Below are 19523 nucleotides of genomic sequence, written 5' to 3'. Positions count from 1 at the left end.
GAGTATTTTATCATATTTTTGTCACCGTATCACTCAAAACAAAAATTAATCCCATTCATACGGGGTTTCCTGATATACGTAATAATTCAGCCAATTCATAAACAATAACGTTGCATGAGCTTTCCAGCGGTTAACAGGTTCTTTCCCGCCGGGCGCAAAATAGTGCTTAGGAGCTTCTACGTTTGAAAGATTTCTCTCTATGTCTCTCTCATACTCCTGAAGTAGCGTATCGGTATCATATTCCGGATGACCCGTTAAGAAAATCTGTTTTTCGTCTTTTGAAACGATTAAACAGACCCCCGCTTCCTCTGAAACGCTGAGCACATCCAGATCCGAAGCCGATTGCAGCTGCTCCGTATTAATATCTGTATGCCGTGAGTGGGGCACATAGTATAGCTCGTCAAATCCTCTTACCAATCTCTCATGTTTTTTAAGAACGGTATGCTCAAACACACCGAAGATTTTTTTCGGCAGCTCCACTTTCTCAATGCCGTAATGATAGTATAAACCGGCTTGAGCGCCCCAGCAGATATGGAGGGTTGAAGTGACATTCGTTTTGCTCCATTCCATGATTTCCTTCAATTCTTCCCAGTAAGAAACATCTTCAAACGGCAGGTGCTCAATCGGAGCCCCGGTAATAATCATTCCGTCAAACCGTTTGTGGCGGATGCTGGAAAAATCCGTATAAAATTCATCCAGATGCTGCCTTGCCGTATTTTTTGGAGTATGTGTGCTCGGAATTAAGAACGTAAAGTGAACTTGTAAAGGTGAATTCCCAAGCATCCTGAGGAGCTGGGTTTCCGTTTGGATTTTTTTCGGCATCAGATTTAAAATCACGATCTTCTGCGGCCGGATATCCTGATGAAAAGCCCGGCTTTCATCCATTACAAAGATGTGTTCACTTTCAAGCACCTGCTTAGCGGGCAGGTGATTTGGTATATTAATAGGCAACATGCCACCTCCGTTATTCCCCGTTAATTTTCTTCATTATAGAAATTTTTAAGCCATTTTTCAATCCATCCCGGCGTAATAAACCGCATTTAACGCATAATGACAGGGATAAAAGCGGCAAATGGGCATAAATTCGGAGCGGCTCTTTATTATGACGGGTAAAGAGCCGTTTGGTTCCTCGAAAAAAACGTTTTCCGTTAAGTGGAAGGAAAAAGCGGTTTCCGTTTGTTTTGCAGTGTAAAACAGGTAAAATAAATGGAGAATGTAAAAAGGAGGGCCGCAGATGACAATTTACGATATAAACGTACGGACCATAACAGGCGAAGACATGACGCTATCGGCTTACAGAGGCAAGGTGATGATCATTGTGAATACAGCAAGCAAATGCGGGTTCACATCCCAGCTCAAGCAGCTTCAGGAGCTCTATGATACATATCGGGAGGAAGGTCTTGAAATATTGGGATTTCCCTGCAACCAATTCATGAACCAAGAACCTGGAAACGAAGCGGAAATTCAAGAGTTCTGTGTGAAAAACTACGGAGTCACATTCCCGATGTTTGCGAAAGTTGATGTCAATGGAGCAGACGCTCATCCTCTCTTCACATATCTGACGGAGCAGGCGAAGGGGATGCTCGGCACAAAAGCGGTCAAATGGAATTTCACTAAGTTTATCGTGGACCGAAACGGTGAAGTCACCGGGCGTTTTTCACCGAACGTCAACCCAAAAGAGCTTGAAGATACGGTGCAGAGGCTTTTGGCCCGATAAGAGGTGATACGGTGAACGAAAAAGAGCAGCTGGAAAGCGTCAGGAATTGGGTCAGAGACAAGCTTATCAATGAACGAACGGGCCATGACTGGCTTCATATTTCCCGGGTCGCAACACTTTCTGTTTATATGGCAAAAGAAGAAGGCGCCGACTTATTTATCACTGAGACGGCCGCGCTGGTTCATGATCTGATTGACGCCAAGCTCGAAAAAAGCGAAAGGCTGACGGCAGGCGAAGTGACAGAACGGCTGGCTGCTTTCAACATCGCGGATGGCTCCATTCAGGAGATCACGGATATTATCACGAGAATGTCATTCAGACACAGGGAACTGCTGATAAAGCGGCCGCTTTCATTGGAGGGGAAAGTTGTTCAGGATGCAGACATGCTTGATGCGATCGGCGCAGCGGGCATCGGCAGGGCTTTTATGTTTGCCGGGGCGAAGGGTCATCCGATGTACGGAACTCAAACAAGTGTGCTGGCCCATATAGAGGATAAATTAATCAAGCTTAAAGGCTTAATGAATACAAAAGCGGGGGCCGGTTTAGCAGAGGAGCGGCATCAATTTCTTTTGCAGTTCGCCGCCCGTATCCAAAAAGAAGCCGGCATTTGCAAAAGCTAAGCGGCGCAATAGAACGCTTGTGCCGACTATGTTAGAATAAGTGTCAGATTGCGCATAGGAGGACCAATATGAAGATTAAATCAATAGAACCGACGCCGAGTCCGAACACGATGAAAGTGATTTTGACTGAAGAGCTTCCGGCAGGGAAAAGCAACAATTACAAGCCCGATCAGGCAGATGATGCTCCGGTTGTCGTACGTGATATTTTAAACATTGAAGGAGTAAAGGGCGTTTATCACGTTGCCGATTTCCTGGCTGTGGAGAGAAACGCACGTTTTGACTGGAAGGAAATTCTGCCTCAGGTCCGTTCCGCCTTCGGAATGGAACATACGGAGCAGTCTGAGAGCCGTTCTGAACAGGAATCGTTCGGTGAAGTGAAAGTTTTCGTACAAATGTTCAGCGGAATCCCGATGCAGGTCAAATTGACGGACGGCGAACGTGAAGAGCGCTTCGGCCTTCCGGAACGTTTCCAAGAAGCCATTTTAAAGCTGCGTTCCGAAGCTTCAAATGTTGTATTTGAGCGGACTTGGAAAGAACAAGGCGTGCGCTTCGGAGATTTTACCGAAATCGGACACGATGTCACAGAAGAGCTTCAGGCCGCCTACAGTGATGAGCGGCTCAAACGCCTGACAGAAGCAGCCGCACAGCAAAAGGGTGAGGCCAGACCTGCAGTGCAGCGGAAAGCTTATAAAGTGACACTGGACATGCTTGATGATGAAGACTGGAAACAGCGCTATGCCCATCTTGAGCAAATGGATCCGGATGAAGACGATTTACCAGTATTGGAAAAGGCGCTGCATGATCCGAAGACTTCGATCAGAAGACAAGCCGTCGTTTATTTGGGAATGATCGAAAAGCCGTCTGTGCTTCCGCTGTTATACAAAGCGCTTGAAGACAAAACGGTGACGGTCAGAAGGACGGCTGGTGACTGTCTGTCGGATCTCGGCGATGCGAGCGCCATCCCGGCCATGATTAAATCGCTCAGTGACTCAAGCAAGCTCGTGCGCTGGCGCGCGGCCATGTTTTTATATGAAGTCGGCGATGAAAGCGCGCTGGAAGCATTAAAAGCGGCGGAAGACGATCCGGAATTCGAAGTCAGCCTGCAAGTCAAAATGGCGATTGAACGGATTGAGCACGGAGAAGAGGCGAAAGGTTCAGTCTGGAAACAGATGACTGAAAGCAGAAAAAAAGAACAGTTATAACAAAAAGGTGCGCCATGCACCTTTTTTATTTGAATTCACTTTTTATAAAAATTATTTAGAATATTGTTGAAAAATGATTCAAAACTCTATATAGTAAGTACAATATTAATTGTTGGAGGGTTTTTATCGAAATACAGAAAGAATAGAAAAGCGAGACAGGGCAAAGACACTGTAAAATTTGCAGAACGCGCCCTAGAATAAACTGAAAATTTTAAAAATAGCGCACAGTCTAAAAACAGTAGGGGGATCACCATGGCAGAATTACGCAGCAACATGATCACACAGGGAATTGACAGAGCGCCGCACCGCAGCCTTCTTCGCGCTGCCGGCGTAAAAGAAGAAGACTTCGGCAAACCGTTTATCGCGGTCTGTAATTCATACATCGATATCGTTCCCGGGCATGTTCACCTGCAGGAATTTGGAAAAATCGTAAAAGAAGCAATCAGGGAAGCGGGCGGTGTGCCTTTTGAATTTAACACGATCGGAGTAGATGACGGAATCGCGATGGGGCATATCGGTATGAGATATTCGCTGCCGAGCCGCGAAATCATTGCCGATTCAGTTGAAACGGTCGTCTCGGCTCACTGGTTTGACGGAATGGTCTGCATTCCGAACTGCGACAAAATTACGCCGGGAATGCTGATGGCGGCTATGCGGATTAATATTCCGACCATTTTTGTCAGCGGGGGGCCGATGGCAGCCGGCCGCACAAGCGACGGCCGCAAAATTTCGCTTTCTTCAGTATTTGAAGGCGTCGGCGCATATCAAGCCGGGAAAATCGGTGAAAGCGACCTGCAGGAGCTGGAACAGTTCGGCTGCCCGACGTGCGGATCTTGTTCGGGCATGTTTACGGCAAACTCCATGAACTGTCTGTCTGAAGCGCTCGGTATGGCGCTTCCTGGAAACGGAACAATTCTAGCAACTTCACCGGAGAGAAGAGAGTTTGTGAGGAAATCAGCGGCCCAATTGATGGAGACCATCAAAAAAGACATTAAGCCGCGCGATATCGTCACCGAAAAAGCGATTGACAACGCATTTGCGTTAGACATGGCTCTCGGCGGCTCAACCAACACTGTGCTTCATACGCTTGCGCTTGCCAATGAAGCTGGGGTTGAGTACTCTTTAGAACGCATTAACGAAGTGGCTGAACGAGTGCCTCACATATCGAAATTGGCGCCGGCCTCGGACGTCTTCATTGAGGATCTGCACGAAGCGGGCGGAGTCTCGGCGGCCCTTAATGAATTGGCGAAAAAAGAAGGAGCGCTTCATCTTGACGCGCTGACTGTAACAGGCCGCACACTCGGAGAAACAATTGCGGGTCATGAAGTAAAGGATTATGACGTGATTCATCCCATTGACAATCCGTTTACCGAAAAAGGCGGTTTGGCCGTCCTATTTGGGAATCTGGCTCCGGACGGCGCCATTATCAAAACAGGCGGCGTACAGGACGGGATTACAAGACATGAAGGGCCCGCTGTCGTCTTTGATTCCCAGGAAGCCGCGCTTGAAGGCATTATAAACCGCAAAGTAAAAGAAGGAGATGTTGTCATTATCCGTTATGAAGGGCCAAAGGGCGGCCCGGGCATGCCGGAGATGCTCGCTCCGACGTCTCAGATTGTCGGAATGGGGCTTGGCCCGAAAGTGGCGCTTATTACAGACGGCCGTTTTTCAGGAGCGTCCCGGGGCCTTTCAATCGGGCATGTATCGCCTGAAGCGGCTGAAGGCGGCCCGCTCGCATTCGTAGAAAACGGCGACCATGTCATCGTTGACATAGAAAAACGGATTTTGGACGTACAAGTGCCTGAAGAAGAATGGGAAAAACGCAAAGCCGAATGGAAAGGCTTCGAGCCGAAAGTAAAAACAGGATATCTAGCCCGGTATTCCAAACTCGTAACAAGCGCCAATACAGGCGGAATCATGAAAATATAAAACAGAGGCCTGAACAATTGAATTCCGGCCCCCTCTATAGTATCCTTGACTTCATATAAGGATTTTAGAGGGGGCTTTTTTATGTCAATGGCTTATGAAGAATATATGCGCCAGCTGGTCGTGCCGATGCGCCGTGAGCTGACGGGTGCGGGTTTTCAGGAATTAACGACTGCTGAAGAAGTAGAAAGCTTTATGGAACAGGCAGAGGGCACGACATTGGTCGTTGTCAACTCCGTGTGCGGCTGTGCTGCCGGTCTTGCCCGTCCGGCTGCGACTCAGGCTGTTTTACAGCATGAAAAAGCGCCTGATCATACGGTTACCGTATTTGCCGGTCAAGATAAAGACGCAACTGCAAAAATGCGTGAATATTTTACGGGGCAGGAACCTTCCTCGCCTTCAATGGCGCTGTTAAAAGGGAAAGAGGTCGTTCATTTTATTCCCCGCCACGAAATCGAAGGGCATGACATGGAGGAAATTATGAAAAATCTGACGGATGCCTTCGATGCGCACTGCTGAAATGCCCGAATTCCGGGCATTTTCTTTTTGGAGAAAAAAATGATCACAACGAGTTACAGACCAAGCGAATATACGATACACACAGCGCAGTCACTCAGTGTCAAGCTGGGTGACACTTACTGCAGCCGCAATAAACAGCCCATTGAAAAAATGCTGGAACGAGCGGCTAACGATCTTTTAGTCATCGGAAAGGAACGGTTCGAACTTTACACGAAGCAAGGGGAGAAGTTCTTTTTTCACCCGAATACAGCGATGTTCCGCGCAAAGCGGTTTTTGAGAGGTGAAGCCGAGCCGTTGTTAAAAGCAGCCGGATTACGCGAAGGGGATTCCTTTTTAGATTGTACGCTCGGCCTGGCATCCGATGCGATTTTGGCAAGCCTGGCAGTCGGAAAAAGCGGACAAGTCATCGGCCTGGAGAAAAACAAGCTTGTCTCATTGCTTGTAGAAACAGGACTTCAAACGTGGGAAACCGGAATGGAGCAGCTCCAAACCGCCATGAAACGCATTCAGGTCAAACATGCCGACTGCGCCGATTATTTGCGGGAGCTTCCTGATTCATCGGTAGATGTCATTTATTTTGACCCGATGTTTCACGAACCTGTAGAAACGTCAGACGGCATTGCACCGCTCCGCGCGCTGGCAGAAGAGGGTTTTAACGAAGAGTGCATCACGCAAGCCGTCCGGGCGGCGAAAAAATGCGTAGTGCTTAAAGACCATTGGAAAAGCCCGCGGTTTGAACGATACGGCTTCAAGGTGCTGAAAAGAAAGACGGCGCTTTTCCACTTTGGTGTCATCCATGTGAGCTCATGATATCATGGGCTTCTTTTTCGTTAATCAGTGATTTCCATAACGACAAAATAAAGCAGCGTGAGAAGTGATACAGTCGCAAATAAAGCGTTAATCATCTCATCCCCTCCTTTTTCTCCTTCTTATTGTAAGCGGTTTATCCGCTCAGTCACAGTTACCAATTTCCCATATTGCATGATAATACGCTGCCGGACATGACGCCGCGCTTTCATCTATGCTAAAATAAAGGAAAAGAGGACAATAAAACAGAGGGGAACAATCTGTCATGAAATTGTGGATGAAAAAGACCCTTGTGGTTCTGTTTACCATTGTAACGTTCGGACTCGTGTCTCCTCCGGCTGCTTTGATGACAGACAAGCCTTCAGGACAGTCGAGCAGTCTTGAGCAGAATGATTACACCGCTTTTTATGATGAACACGCCCTGCCGGGAGAAGAGAAGGCAGGGCGGGAGCCTGAATTTCTGTTTCAATCGTATCAGCAGCAGCTTCTCGGTGATGCTGAAAATCAATCATTTTTAAAATTCGGCAGCAAAATCTCTCCGGTCATTGAAGATGATTACAGAAGTGAAATTCTGCCGAAAATCGAAGATGTGATCACAGGACATTTAGCCAAGTTTCAAGATGATGAAGCGTATCAGGATGTGGTTATTTCCAGCAAACCGTCGGCCGGAAAAACTGAAAAAATTTTTCATGTGTATAACAGGCTGACGGGTGAAGATCTTTTAAGGTTCCACGTCCGCCGGGATCATCCCCCGCAAGACGGCTACTGGTTTAATTTTCATTACCATACCGCTGAAGACGGATTTCAATCACATCATGAGCTCGGCAGCATTTACTGGGACCGCAATACGCCGCCTGACTGGATGAGCGTGTAATAGCGAGAAGAAATAAAAAAATCATTTCTGAGAAATTTTGCAGAAATGATTTTTTATTGTGTTACACTACTAAAAGACTACTTTAAAAGGATGAAAAAAAATGAAACAATATAAAGATTTGTGCCGTCATGTGTTAGAAAACGGAGAAAAAAAAGGAGACCGTACGGGAACGGGTACGATCAGCACGTTCGGCTACCAAATGCGGTTTAACCTTCAGAAAGGTTTCCCGATGCTTACGACGAAAAAGCTCCATTTTAAGTCCATCGCGCATGAGCTGCTTTGGTTTTTAAAAGGAGATACGAATGTCCGCTACCTTCAGGAAAACGGAGTCCGCATCTGGAACGAATGGGCGGATGAAAACGGAGAACTCGGACCGGTTTACGGTTCTCAATGGCGTTCGTGGCGCGGAGCGGACGGCGAGACCATTGATCAAATCTCCCGGCTGATTCATGACATCAAGACAAACCCGAATTCCAGACGTTTAATCGTCAGCGCCTGGAATGTCGGCGAAATTGATCATATGGCGCTTCCGCCTTGCCACTGCCTGTTTCAGTTTTATGTCGCGGACGGAAAACTGTCGTGTCAGCTTTATCAGCGCTCAGCGGATGTCTTTCTCGGCGTGCCGTTTAATATTGCGTCTTATGCGCTTTTAACATTGATGATCGCGCATGTGACGGGACTTGAACCAGGTGAGTTTGTTCATACATTCGGAGACGTCCACATTTACCAAAACCATGTGGAGCAGGTGAATCTGCAGCTGACAAGGGATGTCCGTCCGCTGCCGAAACTGCGGTTTGCGCGAAATGTTGATTCTATTTTTGATTTTACGTTTGAAGACTTTATCATTGAGGATTATGACCCGCATCCGCACATAAAAGGAGCTGTCAGCGTATGATTTCGTTTATTTTTGCGATGGATGAAAACCGGCTGATCGGAAAAGATAACGATCTGCCTTGGCACCTTCCCGATGATCTCGCATATTTCAAAAAAGTGACGACGGGCCACACCATTGTAATGGGGCGGAAAACGTTTGAATCAATCGGACGCCCGCTTCCGAACCGGCGTAACATCGTTGTAACCTCACGGGACGAATCTTCATTCCCGGGCTGTATTACCGCTGACTCGGCTGAGGAAGTGCTCAAGCTGATCCCGGCGGATGAAGAATGCTTTGTAATCGGCGGCGCCCAGCTGTACAGTGCGCTCTTTCCTTACGCGGACAGACTCTACATGACAAAAATTCACCATGTCTTTGAAGGAGACCGTTTTTTTCCGGAATTTAATGAAGCTGAATGGGAATTGACATCCCGCAAACAGGGAGTAAAAGATGAAAAAAACCCTTACGATTATGAGTACCTTGTATACGAGAAAAAGAATTGAGTTTAAGCAGGGGGACAAGAATTGATTCGTTACGGCTGCCTTGTGATGTACGTTGTATTTATGTTCATGAAAAATATTCAGGAATATATCAATCAAAAAGAGCTTGACCCGCGGCTTTCTTTTCAAAAACAGATGAGGCTGGTGTATGAGCGGCCGAAAGCCTTTATGAGAGGCTGCATTGACGTGTCGGGATCGGCAATCGGCATTCATCATGATCAGCCGATACCGGACGGCCCCGTATTGTATGTGCATCCCAGATTGCGCCCGGCTGATCTTCTGCTGCTTGCGGGACATCTTGAAGAGCCGGCTGGTTTTATCGCTGGCGAGAAAGCTTTCCGGATGCCGTTTCTCGGAAATTGGCTGCGGCTGATGGGTGTCATTTGTGACGGAGACAGCCGGGATGCCATGTTTCAGGAGGCGGAAGTCCGTCTGCAAAAAGGGCAAAGTCTGATTCTGTCCGAAGACGGCAAAATCAATCCGGAGGAACTGGCCCTTCGTTTCGATCTCCCGATTGTGCCTGTCAGCACTTCGGGAACAGACCGGCTGCTGCGGGGCAGATTACTGAAACGGCTGAAACCGGCTGACATTGAATTACATATAAAGCCCGCTTATTATCCGGCCGGTCAGAAACGGCTCCGTGCATAAAAAAAGCACAGTCTCTATAGAGAGGCTGTGCTTTTTTATTTCAGATAAAGGGGACTTTGACGCAATAAAATAAAATACAGAAAAACATCGAGGCGCTGCCGCCTAAAACAAAACTGTGCCAAATGGCGTGATGATACGGAACCTTTCTCCAAATATAAAATATTGTGCCGGCGGAATACAATAAACCGCCGAAAAGAAGAAGGCCGAAACCGGGGCCTGACAGCGAAGCGTACAGCGGTTTAATGGCGACGATGATCAGCCAGCCCATCATTAAATAGACAAGCGTTGAAAAAATGATAAACCGCTTCACGAAAAAGATTTTAAACACGATGCCTCCGATGGCAAGCGACCAAACAATAATTAAAAGGGTCAGACCGAGCGCCCCTTTAAGGGGTCCTAATAAAAATGGCGTATATGTTCCGGCTATTAATACGTATATCGCGGAATGATCCACAATCTCAAGAATGTCTTTCGTTTTTTTATGCTGAATGCTGTGCAAAAGAGTCGAGCTGAGATACAGCAGCAGCATTGAAGCGCCGAAGATTGAAAAGCTGACGATGTCTGTCGGCGATCCGTATTTCACCGCGAAGATAATGAGAAAAATAAGCGCCGGAATCGACAGCAATACACCGATTCCGTGTGTGACGGCATTTGCGATTTCTTCTTTTATTGTGAACAATCAAATGTCCTCCTTTTTAAAGGATTTGTTTTTGCAGTGACTGCAAAAAGCTCAACCCTTCTAATGTAATTTTTGTTCCAGCGCGTCCTCGGCCTTTTGTCACATAGTTCATCTTTTCTAAGTAATCAAGCCTGTTTCTGACCTGCTGGGGCGATAATGTCATTGTGCTGTTTTCGCTTAATTCGGATATGCTCCGTCTGCTGGCAGGTTCGCCTTTTGTATTTAAGTCTTTAATTGATTCCAAAATAAACAAAAACTCTTCTTTCTCCATCAATGTCAGCCGTTTTTCTTTTTTCTTAGCTGTTTTCGCTTTCTGGCTGTTTTTGATATACAGCGGGACATCATCGGGATAAATCGTGCTGCCGGATGCTGCCGCGGCCATATAGTACGCCGCATTTTGAAGTTCCCTGATGTTGCCGTTAAAGGTGTGCCGCTCAAACAGCGGATAAACGGACGGATCGATATGAACATGCTGCCCCGTGGCTGTCAGCATATGCTGCAGAAGAAGCGGTATATCGCTTTTTCGTTCAGATAAAGCAGGGAGCGGAAGGCATAACACGTGAAGCCTGTAAAATAAATCTTGGCTGAACGTATTTTCTGCGCCGGTATCGCCAAGATCCGCCGTGCTGCTTGCAATGATGCGGGCGGAAAGCCCGGCATCCAGCTCGGAAAGAAGGCGGGCCTGTACCGAGAGCGGCATGTCTCCGATTTCATATAAGAATAATGTTCCGCGGCTGGCCCTGTTTAATGCGCCTTCAGCGCCGAACAGTTCATATTCGAGCCGCTCTTCGCTTTGGCTGCAGTGAACGGTAATAAATAGTTCGCTGTTTCTGCGGGATTTATGGTGGATCGCTTTGGCCATTTGTTTTTTTCCGGTTCCGACTTCACCCGTTATGAAGACTGGCAAATCAGATAAGGCAAATTGCGAGGCCAATCGTTTCGCTTCTGAAAAGGTGTGATGTTCGCCGGCTAGCTGATAAAAAGGATCAGTTTGTTCAATTACACTCATAAATTGGCTCCTTTTGGTTCTAATTGGTTTAAGTATAACACGTTTGTGCGATCGAAAATATCTTTTTCTCTTGTATCGGTTCATTTAATTTTATTTACAAAATTAAAATAATTGTCTTATTATTTGAATATTCATGTTATAATGGCATATTAAATAGGGATTTAAATAAGAAAGGACTCTGTAAATGAAACCGTTGCTTAAAGAAGACTCTCTCATCCAGGTAAAAGACATTTTAAAAGCGCACCAAAATGTAAAGGACGTTGTGATACATACGCCTTTGCAGAGGAATGACAGACTTTCTGAGAGGTATGGCTGCAACATCTATTTGAAAAGAGAAGACCTGCAGGTGGTCAGATCATTTAAGCTCAGAGGGGCTTATAATAAAATGAGGCAGCTCTCAAAAGAGCAGACTGAAAACGGAATTGTATGCGCAAGTGCGGGAAACCATGCGCAGGGGGTTGCGTTTTCATGCAAACACCTCGGCATTCACGGCAAGATTTTTATGCCGTCAACCACACCGAGACAGAAAGTATCCCAAGTGGAATTGTTCGGAAAAGAATTTGTTGAAATCATATTGACGGGTGACACTTTCGATGATGCGTATAAGAGTTCTGCGGAATGCTGTGAAAAAGAAAACCGTACGTTTATTCATCCGTTTGACGATCCCGATGTCATGGCCGGACAGGGAACGGCTGCCATCGAAATTTTAAATGACATTGACGTTGAACCGCATTTTCTTTTTGCAAGCGTAGGGGGAGGAGGACTCCTGTCCGGGCTCGGCACGTACATGAAAAACATCTCGCCGGATACAAAAATCATAGCGGTAGAGCCGAAGGGCGCAGCCTCCTATTTTGAATCGAAAAAAGCCGGACAAGTGGTTGAACTTGAGAAAATTGATAAATTTGTCGATGGGGCGGCCGTAAAAAAAATCGGCGCGGAAACCTTTCAAACGCTCGAAACCGTCGTCGATGACGTTGTGCTTGTCCCGGAAGGAAAAGTGTGCAGCACGATTCTCGAATTATATAATCAATGCGCCATCGTAGCGGAGCCGGCGGGGGCATTGTCCGTGTCAGCACTTGATCTGTACAAGGAAGAGATTAAAGGGAAAAACGTCATCTGCATGGTCAGCGGAGGGAATAACGACATCGGCAGAATGCAGGAGATGAAGGAGCGCTCCATGATTTATGAGGGGCTGCAGCATTATTTTATCGTTAATTTCCCGCAAAGGGCGGGAGCGCTTCGCGAATACCTAGATGAAGTGCTTGGGCCTGATGATGACATCACCCGGTTTGAATACACGAAAAAAAATAACAAAAGCAGCGGCCCCGCATTGGTCGGCATTGAGCTTAAGCATCGGGAAGATTACGGCGCGCTCATTGCCCGGATGAATCAAAAAGGATTTCATTACGTAGAGGTGAATAAAGATCAGGATCTGTTCCACCTGTTAATCTGACTTTTTTTAGAACGACGCGCAAAATGACAGACACGCTTTCTCAGATTGTATATAATAAAAAGAAAACAATCGAAAAAGAAGGATTGATATCTTGTTACTCAAAAGCCTAGAGTTCAAACGACAGGACGGGATTCAGGTAAAAGTGACAGAAATACCGGTTGTCACGGAAGGTGAACATTATTTTTTTCAAATTCATCAGCACCTTGAGCTTTATTTGAGAGAGGTTTTTGCTTCACAAAGTGTGAGAACAGTGTATTCATTCCGACAATATGTCAAGCGCCGTATGAAGTGGAAAGATTACGAGGCCGTTTTCAACCAAGAGATTTTAAAACATAACGCATAACGGTGCATATTCCTTAGCGCCTTCCTTTTGATAAGGGAGGGTGCGGGAATTTTTTTATGATGAATGCTGTAAGCGTTTTATCCATGGGGGGAATGGAAATGAAAAAAATGAAAATCTTCGCTGCCGTCTTTTGTTTGCTGCTCTTGTGCGCCTGCGGGGGGAAAACGATAAAAGACCCGCTGAACTATCAGATTGAACCGTTTTCATATCAAAACCAAGATGGAAAAACAGTGTCACTGAAAAGCCTGAAGGGGCATGTCTGGATTGCCGACTTTATGTTTACAAATTGTAATACGGTCTGTCCGCCGATGACGGCCCACATGACCGAACTGCAAAAAAAACTGAAGGCTGAGAATCTGGACGTGCGGATTGTGTCGTTCAGTGTAGATCCTGAAAAGGATACGCCGAAACAGCTGAAAGCCTTTGCTTCCAAATATCCGCTTTCGCTTCGCAACTGGGATTTTCTGACCGGTTACAGCCAAAAGGACATTGAAGATTTTGCGCTGAACAGCTTTAAAGCAATCGTCAAAAAGCCGGAGGGAGAGGACCAGGTCATACATCAAACCTCTTTTTATTTAGTCGGACCTGACGGCAAGGTGCTTAAAGATTATGACGGCGTGCAGAAAGTTCCGTATGATGATATCCTGTCAGATGTCAAAGCGGCTGAGGAGCTCAAGTAAACTGGCAGATTAGACATTTTCAAATCTGAAAAAACATGTTACACTTTCCACTAGTAGACGGGGAAGGAGCAACTAGATTGAAGCTGCGAATGTTCTCATTGATCGCCGGACTGGCCTTGCTTTTATCAGCTTGTTCTGTCCAGCGCACCGGTTCAAACGCTGAAGAACCGAAAACGAAAGATCATATTGTCATAGCTGCGGTCGGTGATTCATTGACTGAAGGAGTAGGAGATCCTGACGGTTCAGGATACGTCGGCAGGGCAGCGGAGTCTCTTAAGAAAAAGGGACATGTGAAAACGGTAGATATTAAAAATTATGCGGTGCAGGGTGACAAAACGTCGGACCTGCTGGAAAAGCTTGATAATAAAAAAGTTCAGAAATCATTAAAGAGCGCCGACTATATCTTTTTTACCATTGGCGGCAATGACTTAATGAAGGTGCTCCGCCAGAATATGATGCAGCTGACGGTTCAGCCGTTCCAAAAGGAAGAGAAACCTTTTGAAAAACGATTCAAGGCGATCGTTTCAAAAATCCGCAAATATAATGAAAACGCAGAGCTGGTGTATGTCAGCATGTATAATCCATTCACGTTTACGCTGCCTGAATTGAAAGAAATTAATGGGGTTGTAACGGATTGGAACAAGATCGCCGCAAAAGAGCTGGAAAAAGATCCCCACGCCGCTGCGGTGAATGTTGAAGACTTGTTCAGTCAAAAAAGCGGCAGCAGACGGATTTCAAAGGATGATGATTTTCATCCGAACGCAAAAGGGTATGCACTCATCGCCGATCGATTGTACGGCATCATTGAAAAACAAGGGTTACCAGCAGAATAGGGTGAAATGATGAAAAAGTGGAAATCGCTGTTTTTTGTTCTTCTCGCACTCAATGTGATTGCCGCCGCGGTAATTGTGACATTATTGGTTATGCCGGGAGAGCAGGCGAAAATACAAGATCAGACAAAAAGTGAGTACGGCTTTCATATCACGAGCTCGAAAGAATCTCTTGCCAGGTTTGTGAATGCGTACTTAAAAGAGAAGGCATCGAATCAGCTTGACTACAAAGTGGACATCAATAACGATGTGCACGTGGCAGGTAAAATCAAAGCATTCTCAACCTCCATTAACGCGGTCGTCACATTTGAACCGTCCGTACAGGAGAACGGAGATGTGATGTTGAAAGTGACGAAGTTTTCCTTAGGCGAATTAAGCCTGCCGATCAGCTTTGTGCTGAATTATATGGACAGCTTTTATGAACTCCCGTCATTTGTGCACGTTCATTCCGGGGATAAAAGCATCGAGATCCGTCTGTCGGAAATGCCTTTAGACAACGGCATGTATGTAAAAGCGGATAAAATCAATCTCGACACGGATGAAATTGAATTTTCCTATTATCATCCGAAACAATAAGTTTTCATAAAAAAAAACACAGATCCTTTCAGGGATTTGTGTTTTTTCGTGTCAGCGTTTTTTGTCCAGCTTGCTGAATAGTTTGATTAACGTTGCGAGCTCTTCATCAGAGTAGCAGTCAAACCGTTTAAAAAAGTATTCTGTTTTTTTCTGGTTGAAATGATCGACAATTTTCTCCCCGGCTTCCGTAATATGGATTCTGATAATTCGCCTGTCCTCTTTAGAACGGATGCGGGTGATCCATTCCTTTTCTACTAAAGCGTCGGTCACTGCGGTAATATGGCTTGCGGAGACCTCAAGAATGGGGGCGAATTCCGTTACTTTTTTAGGCCCTTGTTCACTGAGAATCCGCAAAATGGTGAATTCGTTCCTGGACAGCTCTTTATCTAGAATTTCATTAACTTCATTTCTGATTTGTTTAAACACTTTTCGAAGCAAAGCTTCCATATCATACATCATTTGTGTCCTTACTTTCAAATCATGAACCTCCAATATGTAGTCAGCGTGGCATTCGTTTAGCTTCCCCTGAAAGCAGAATTATTTTTATTCTGTTTATACATGCTATAATATAATAATACCACGTATGAACAAAGGAGGGCACCCGTATGTCAGAAAAAAAAGAAATCGCCACATTTGCAGGCGGCTGTTTTTGGTGCATGGTGAAGCCGTTTGACGAACAGCCCGGGATTGAAAAGGTGGTGTCCGGCTATACAGGAGGTCATACTGAGAATCCGACTTACGAAGAAGTGTGCAGTGAAACGACCGGACACAGAGAAGCCGTTCAAATCACATTTCAACCTGACATTTATCCGTATGAAAAGCTTGTCGAGCTGTTTTGGCAGCAGATCGACCCGACTGATGCAGGCGGCCAGTTTGCAGACCGCGGAAGTTCATATCGGGCGGCGATATATTACCATAATGATGAACAAAAACAAATCGCTGAAGCCTCAAAAAAACAGCTTGAAGAAAGCGGCATATTTAAAAAGCCGATCGTGACAGACATTTTGAAGGCTGAGCCTTTTTATGAAGCGGAAGGCTATCATCAGCACTTTTATAAGAAAAATCCTGATCACTACAGGCGCTACCGTGTAGGTTCCGGACGTCAAGGCTTTCTGGATGAGCATTGGAGGGACAGATAAGATGGCTTTTAATAAAGAAGAAAAAATCAAATCATTAAACCGCATGCAATATGAAGTCACACAAAATAACGGAACGGAGCCGCCGTTTCAAAATGAATTCTGGGATCACAAAGAAGAGGGGCTGTATGTTGATATCGTATCGGGAAAGCCCTTGTTTACTTCTCTGGATAAATTCGATTCTCATTGCGGCTGGCCCAGTTTTACAAAACCGATTGAGGAAGAAGAGGTTGACGAAAAACTGGACACAAGCCACGGGATGATCCGGACGGAAGTGAGAAGCAAAACAGCGGATTCCCACTTAGGCCACGTATTTAATGACGGTCCGGGGCCAAGCGGTCTCCGTTATTGCATTAACTCTGCGGCACTCCGGTTTATTCCGAAAGACAAGCTGAAGGAAGAGGGCTATGAAGCCTGCCTGCATTTATTTGAAAAATAGAGCTCAGCAATGAGGCCTGCCTATCAGACAGGCCTTTTTTCTATGTTTTTTTTTCTTCATGTAATCGTTCAATAATCTTTACGATTGTGTCTTTTGTGATGAGCGGCGCCTGATCGGATTGATATCTGGGGAGATTGACCTTCCGAAATTCCGGATGTTTGGCGGGGTCGGGCAATATCGCGTAAAGATTGCCCCATTCATATAAAGAGTCCGTCTCATGAGGAGAGGTCAGTTCTTCATGAAGCTTCTCACCGGGGCGTTTTCCCACTTCAACAGCGGCTGGCCGCGGCAGTCCATGCCGGAACGCATATTCTTCAAATCCGTGAAGCAGTTCTTCAAGCCTCAGGGACTCCATTTTAAAAATAAACGTTTCTCCGCCCTTTGTAATCGCCGCAGATTGCAGGGTGAGCGTTGCGGCGTCATCAATCGACATAAAAAACCTCGTCATGTTTTTATCCGTAATGGTGAGCGGACCGCCTGCCATCAACTGCTCAAATAAAATAGGAATAACGGAACCGCGTGAACCTAGAACATTGCCGAAGCGGACCGAACAAAATACCGTACCGCGGTTTTGAACATGATGATTCGCCTGATGAAACAGCTTTTCGGACAACAGCTTCGTAGCTCCCATTGTGTTTACCGGGGAAACGGCTTTATCGGTTTTTTAAGATATTTACTGTATTTTGAGGGACTATCAGTGACGGTGAGGTCGATAACGAAAAATTAAACCTTAGGATAGGGATAATTTCAAACTGAGCCGGAATTGGCCCTTTTCTTTTTTGTGTCATCGTAACGATAACTTCTTTGAAGACCATTCTTAATAGCGCGTTCTTTTTCTCTGTGCTTGATTCAATGTGATATTGATCAATTATCCTATTTATGTTGTTTCTGACTGTATTACTGTCTATTTCTGATTGCGCTTCTTGAGTTCCATTGAGCTCATGCTTGGCAATCTGGAGTTCTTTAAATTCTTCATCTAAAACAGCTTTTCTTTTCAAAAAAAGTTCATCAGTGTAAATGCCGCTCTCATATTTCTCGAAGATAAAATTCTCTTTATTTATTAACTCTTGTTCTTTTTGTGAAAGATGTTCAGACATTTGCTTTTTTGTTTTCACATTACTATTTACGTCTTCGTATTTAGAAATCATTGAAGTGATATGTTTTGTTAAAGTCTTATTATCTAAGTTGCTTAAAGAAGAGAGGTAATCCAAAATGGCATTTTCAACATCGTTATATCTTACATAAGTGCATTTATTCTTTTTGCAAGTGAGTGATTTAACGTGATACACACTTTTCGTGCCGTTTTTGTTTTCTCGCGTTCGTCTAGTTTCGTATTTAGATAATGGTTCACCGCATTTAGAACAAGTGCATACGCCTGCCAATTCACTTAATTCCAATGCATTTTTATTAGGCAGCAGGGGGACTTTGTTTGCAATTTTATCTTGTGATTGTTGAAATTGTTCTTGATCTATTATAGGGGCATGTGCATCCGATACTACAATTTGTTCCTTTTCAGGTCTAATTGTTCGTTTACCGTCTTTTGTTTTTTCTCTAACCTTATATTTAACAGTTCCGATATACGCTTCGTTTTGCAGAATTGCTTTAATTGTGTATTGATTCCAGCGCTTTTTTCCTGATGGAGTCGGTATTTGTAATTTTGTTAAGTGAGAAGCAATCGCTGTATAACTATAATCTTTTCCATTCAACCCATTTAAAAAGATGTTAAAGATGAATTGAACGACTTTTGCTTTTTCTTCGACTGGGACTAGTTTGGATGTTTTTTTGTTTAACCGGTATCCATAAGGCGCTAGTCCGGAAATCCATTTCCCTTGTGCCGCATATGTGTATTTAGCGCCTGTCATACGCTCTCTGGTCATTTCAAATTCTTCTCTGGCCATAAACAATTCAAAACGAATCTGACGCATGTCTGCAGGGTTTCGAGGGTCATAAACTTTATATGGTGTAATGATAATCAATCGCTTGCTTTGAAGAAGGTTAACAATTTGTCCCGCATCACTGTAGCTCCCGCGGCTGAGTCTTGTTATTTCTTTAACAGCAATTGCCTGGTACTTGCCTTCCTCGAGGTCTTTAAGACATTCTTTAAAAACAGGGCGGCCCTCAATGCTTTCTCCTGACCCGATTTCCATTTTTAATTCATAGGGGATTTCAATCGACTTCAGTATTTTATTCATGAGTTCTTTTTGTTCTGTTAGCGTATCTTCGCCTGTTCTTTTTTCTCGCTCCATATCCTGACGAGAGCGTCTAAGATAACCCAAAATATTTGTAATGTTGTAAGAATGAACGATGTTTTTTAACTCCAAAAATCAGCACCTCCTCTTTATTGTATTTGCTGTAAAAACAGAAGTATTCATACAATATGCTGTCTGACATTGAATACGAAAATAACGTAATATATTGTAAGGATTGTATTGTTTGAATATTGATCTATTCTAATCGTATTCATTTTTTAATTAAACGCCGACTGTAATTAACAGGGTTTTTATTTTGTTCATTTAATCCTCATATGGCAGCGCTTATGAGCAACTATAACTTGAACACTAAATAAAATAATGGTTTTATCCATAAACAAAGAACTTAAAACGATGGGGGAAATATCAAAGGAGCTTAATATTCCAGACTGGGGTATTCTGAATCTTTTTTTAAGGCGAAAAAAGTGGACAAGCTTTCTTA

Annotated in this window: 21 protein-coding genes and 2 pseudogenes; 17 read left to right on the top strand and 6 right to left on the bottom strand. The window is 44.8% G+C overall.

What is annotated here, in order from left to right:
* Positions 1-45: 45 nt before the first annotated feature.
* Positions 46-951: a homoserine O-acetyltransferase MetA gene (gene metA / locus NSQ37_RS17080; RefSeq protein ID WP_003153608.1), complete on the bottom strand. Its 906-nt coding sequence runs from the start codon at positions 949-951 to the stop codon at positions 46-48.
* A gap of 283 nt (positions 952-1234) precedes the next feature.
* Between metA and NSQ37_RS17075 the strand changes: the two genes are divergently transcribed.
* The 10 genes from NSQ37_RS17075 to NSQ37_RS17030 all read left to right on the top strand — a co-directional run bounded on the left by NSQ37_RS17075 (position 1235) and on the right by NSQ37_RS17030 (position 9687).
* The gene (locus tag NSQ37_RS17075) at positions 1235-1717 is read left to right on the top strand and encodes a glutathione peroxidase (protein WP_007409521.1); all 483 of its coding nucleotides are present in this window, start codon (positions 1235-1237) and stop codon (positions 1715-1717) included.
* Between the two features lie 11 nt (positions 1718-1728).
* Positions 1729-2337, top strand: a complete 609-nt coding sequence (locus NSQ37_RS17070; protein WP_085342103.1) for an HD domain-containing protein — start codon at positions 1729-1731, stop codon at positions 2335-2337.
* Between the two features lie 68 nt (positions 2338-2405).
* Entirely contained in the window at positions 2406-3539 is a 1134-nt protein-coding gene (locus NSQ37_RS17065) for a conserved virulence factor C family protein (protein WP_025284899.1), read from the top strand.
* 252 nt (positions 3540-3791) lie between these two features.
* Positions 3792-5468 (top strand): dihydroxy-acid dehydratase, encoded by a 1677-nt coding sequence (gene ilvD, locus NSQ37_RS17060; protein WP_085342102.1) that lies wholly within the window; start codon positions 3792-3794, stop codon positions 5466-5468.
* An 81-nt stretch (positions 5469-5549) separates the two neighbouring features.
* Positions 5550-5984, top strand: coding sequence for a BrxA/BrxB family bacilliredoxin (locus tag NSQ37_RS17055; RefSeq protein WP_003153619.1), 435 nt, complete (start codon positions 5550-5552; stop codon positions 5982-5984).
* Between the two features lie 39 nt (positions 5985-6023).
* Positions 6024-6794: a class I SAM-dependent methyltransferase gene (locus NSQ37_RS17050; RefSeq protein WP_085342101.1), complete on the top strand. Its 771-nt coding sequence runs from the start codon at positions 6024-6026 to the stop codon at positions 6792-6794.
* A gap of 262 nt (positions 6795-7056) precedes the next feature.
* Complete coding sequence (locus NSQ37_RS17045; protein ID WP_072589185.1) at positions 7057-7665, top strand: YpjP family protein; 609 nt, start codon at positions 7057-7059, stop codon at positions 7663-7665.
* Between the two features lie 100 nt (positions 7666-7765).
* Positions 7766-8560, top strand: a complete 795-nt coding sequence (locus NSQ37_RS17040) for a thymidylate synthase (RefSeq protein WP_061582163.1) — start codon at positions 7766-7768, stop codon at positions 8558-8560.
* Positions 8557-9042 carry a dihydrofolate reductase gene (locus NSQ37_RS17035; RefSeq protein ID WP_012117807.1) on the top strand — a complete coding sequence of 162 codons (486 nt, stop codon included), beginning with the start codon at positions 8557-8559 and terminating at the stop codon, positions 9040-9042. Before NSQ37_RS17040 ends, NSQ37_RS17035 begins: the two co-directional genes overlap by 4 nt.
* Before the next feature lie 21 nt (positions 9043-9063).
* Positions 9064-9687 (top strand): lysophospholipid acyltransferase family protein, encoded by a 624-nt coding sequence (locus NSQ37_RS17030; RefSeq protein WP_059368434.1) that lies wholly within the window; start codon positions 9064-9066, stop codon positions 9685-9687.
* Positions 9688-9727: 40 nt separating this feature from the next.
* Here the strand turns inward: NSQ37_RS17030 and trhA are convergent, their stop codons facing one another.
* A complete protein-coding gene (gene trhA / locus NSQ37_RS17025; protein ID WP_007409529.1) occupies positions 9728-10366 on the bottom strand; it encodes a PAQR family membrane homeostasis protein TrhA in 639 nt (212 codons plus the stop codon).
* Positions 10367-10382: 16 nt separating this feature from the next.
* Positions 10383-11375 carry a sigma-54-dependent transcriptional regulator gene (locus NSQ37_RS17020; protein ID WP_076425335.1) on the bottom strand — a complete coding sequence of 331 codons (993 nt, stop codon included), beginning with the start codon at positions 11373-11375 and terminating at the stop codon, positions 10383-10385.
* Between the two features lie 184 nt (positions 11376-11559).
* Between NSQ37_RS17020 and ilvA the strand changes: the two genes are divergently transcribed.
* The 5 genes from ilvA to NSQ37_RS16995 all read left to right on the top strand — a co-directional run bounded on the left by ilvA (position 11560) and on the right by NSQ37_RS16995 (position 15257).
* Positions 11560-12828, top strand: coding sequence for a threonine ammonia-lyase IlvA (gene ilvA / locus NSQ37_RS17015; RefSeq protein WP_007612085.1), 1269 nt, complete (start codon positions 11560-11562; stop codon positions 12826-12828).
* A 91-nt stretch (positions 12829-12919) separates the two neighbouring features.
* Complete coding sequence (locus NSQ37_RS17010) at positions 12920-13171, top strand: DUF2535 family protein (RefSeq protein WP_007409532.1); 252 nt, start codon at positions 12920-12922, stop codon at positions 13169-13171.
* 98 nt (positions 13172-13269) lie between these two features.
* Positions 13270-13851 carry an SCO family protein gene (locus NSQ37_RS17005; protein WP_025284891.1) on the top strand — a complete coding sequence of 194 codons (582 nt, stop codon included), beginning with the start codon at positions 13270-13272 and terminating at the stop codon, positions 13849-13851.
* A 77-nt stretch (positions 13852-13928) separates the two neighbouring features.
* A complete protein-coding gene (locus tag NSQ37_RS17000) occupies positions 13929-14684 on the top strand; it encodes an SGNH/GDSL hydrolase family protein (protein ID WP_341124283.1) in 756 nt (251 codons plus the stop codon).
* A gap of 9 nt (positions 14685-14693) precedes the next feature.
* Positions 14694-15257: a YpmS family protein gene (locus NSQ37_RS16995; RefSeq protein WP_007409535.1), complete on the top strand. Its 564-nt coding sequence runs from the start codon at positions 14694-14696 to the stop codon at positions 15255-15257.
* A gap of 51 nt (positions 15258-15308) precedes the next feature.
* Here the strand turns inward: NSQ37_RS16995 and NSQ37_RS16990 are convergent, their stop codons facing one another.
* The gene (locus tag NSQ37_RS16990; RefSeq protein ID WP_003153639.1) at positions 15309-15734 is read right to left on the bottom strand and encodes a MarR family transcriptional regulator; all 426 of its coding nucleotides are present in this window, start codon (positions 15732-15734) and stop codon (positions 15309-15311) included.
* 128 nt (positions 15735-15862) lie between these two features.
* On the opposite strand from NSQ37_RS16990, the gene msrA reads away from it, so the two are divergent.
* Both msrA and msrB read left to right on the top strand, forming a co-directional pair.
* A complete protein-coding gene (gene msrA, locus NSQ37_RS16985) occupies positions 15863-16396 on the top strand; it encodes a peptide-methionine (S)-S-oxide reductase MsrA (protein ID WP_220007348.1) in 534 nt (177 codons plus the stop codon).
* Between the two features lies 1 nt (position 16397).
* A complete protein-coding gene (gene msrB, locus NSQ37_RS16980) occupies positions 16398-16832 on the top strand; it encodes a peptide-methionine (R)-S-oxide reductase MsrB (RefSeq protein ID WP_007409536.1) in 435 nt (144 codons plus the stop codon).
* Between the two features lie 40 nt (positions 16833-16872).
* Here the strand turns inward: msrB and NSQ37_RS16975 are convergent.
* Positions 16873-17493: pseudogene (locus NSQ37_RS16975) on the bottom strand (polysaccharide biosynthesis protein); the annotation flags it as partial.
* Positions 17469-19153, bottom strand: a pseudogene (locus NSQ37_RS16970) (recombinase family protein). The pseudogenes NSQ37_RS16970 and NSQ37_RS16975, both read right to left, overlap by 25 nt.
* Positions 19154-19523: the final 370 nt, after the last annotated feature.

The organism is Bacillus sp. FSL P4-0334, assembly GCF_038004825.1.
In the GTDB taxonomy this organism is placed as follows: domain Bacteria; phylum Bacillota; class Bacilli; order Bacillales; family Bacillaceae; genus Bacillus; species Bacillus velezensis.
This window is presented reverse-complemented; position numbering and strand designations above follow the sequence as displayed.

Coding starts and splice junctions, on each gene's coding strand:
- NSQ37_RS17075 (WP_007409521.1), top strand. CDS start 1,235: ATGACAATTTACGATATAAACGTACGGACCATAACAGGCGAAGACATG.
- NSQ37_RS17065 (WP_025284899.1), top strand. CDS start 2,406: ATGAAGATTAAATCAATAGAACCGACGCCGAGTCCGAACACGATGAAA.
- ilvD (WP_085342102.1), top strand. CDS start 3,792: ATGGCAGAATTACGCAGCAACATGATCACACAGGGAATTGACAGAGCG.
- NSQ37_RS17055 (WP_003153619.1), top strand. CDS start 5,550: ATGTCAATGGCTTATGAAGAATATATGCGCCAGCTGGTCGTGCCGATG.
- NSQ37_RS17050 (WP_085342101.1), top strand. CDS start 6,024: ATGATCACAACGAGTTACAGACCAAGCGAATATACGATACACACAGCG.
- NSQ37_RS17045 (WP_072589185.1), top strand. CDS start 7,057: ATGAAATTGTGGATGAAAAAGACCCTTGTGGTTCTGTTTACCATTGTA.
- NSQ37_RS17040 (WP_061582163.1), top strand. CDS start 7,766: ATGAAACAATATAAAGATTTGTGCCGTCATGTGTTAGAAAACGGAGAA.
- NSQ37_RS17035 (WP_012117807.1), top strand. CDS start 8,557: ATGATTTCGTTTATTTTTGCGATGGATGAAAACCGGCTGATCGGAAAA.
- NSQ37_RS17020 (WP_076425335.1), bottom strand. CDS start 11,375: ATGAGTGTAATTGAACAAACTGATCCTTTTTATCAGCTAGCCGGCGAA.
- ilvA (WP_007612085.1), top strand. CDS start 11,560: ATGAAACCGTTGCTTAAAGAAGACTCTCTCATCCAGGTAAAAGACATT.
- NSQ37_RS17005 (WP_025284891.1), top strand. CDS start 13,270: ATGAAAAAAATGAAAATCTTCGCTGCCGTCTTTTGTTTGCTGCTCTTG.
- NSQ37_RS16995 (WP_007409535.1), top strand. CDS start 14,694: ATGAAAAAGTGGAAATCGCTGTTTTTTGTTCTTCTCGCACTCAATGTG.
- msrA (WP_220007348.1), top strand. CDS start 15,863: ATGTCAGAAAAAAAAGAAATCGCCACATTTGCAGGCGGCTGTTTTTGG.
- msrB (WP_007409536.1), top strand. CDS start 16,398: ATGGCTTTTAATAAAGAAGAAAAAATCAAATCATTAAACCGCATGCAA.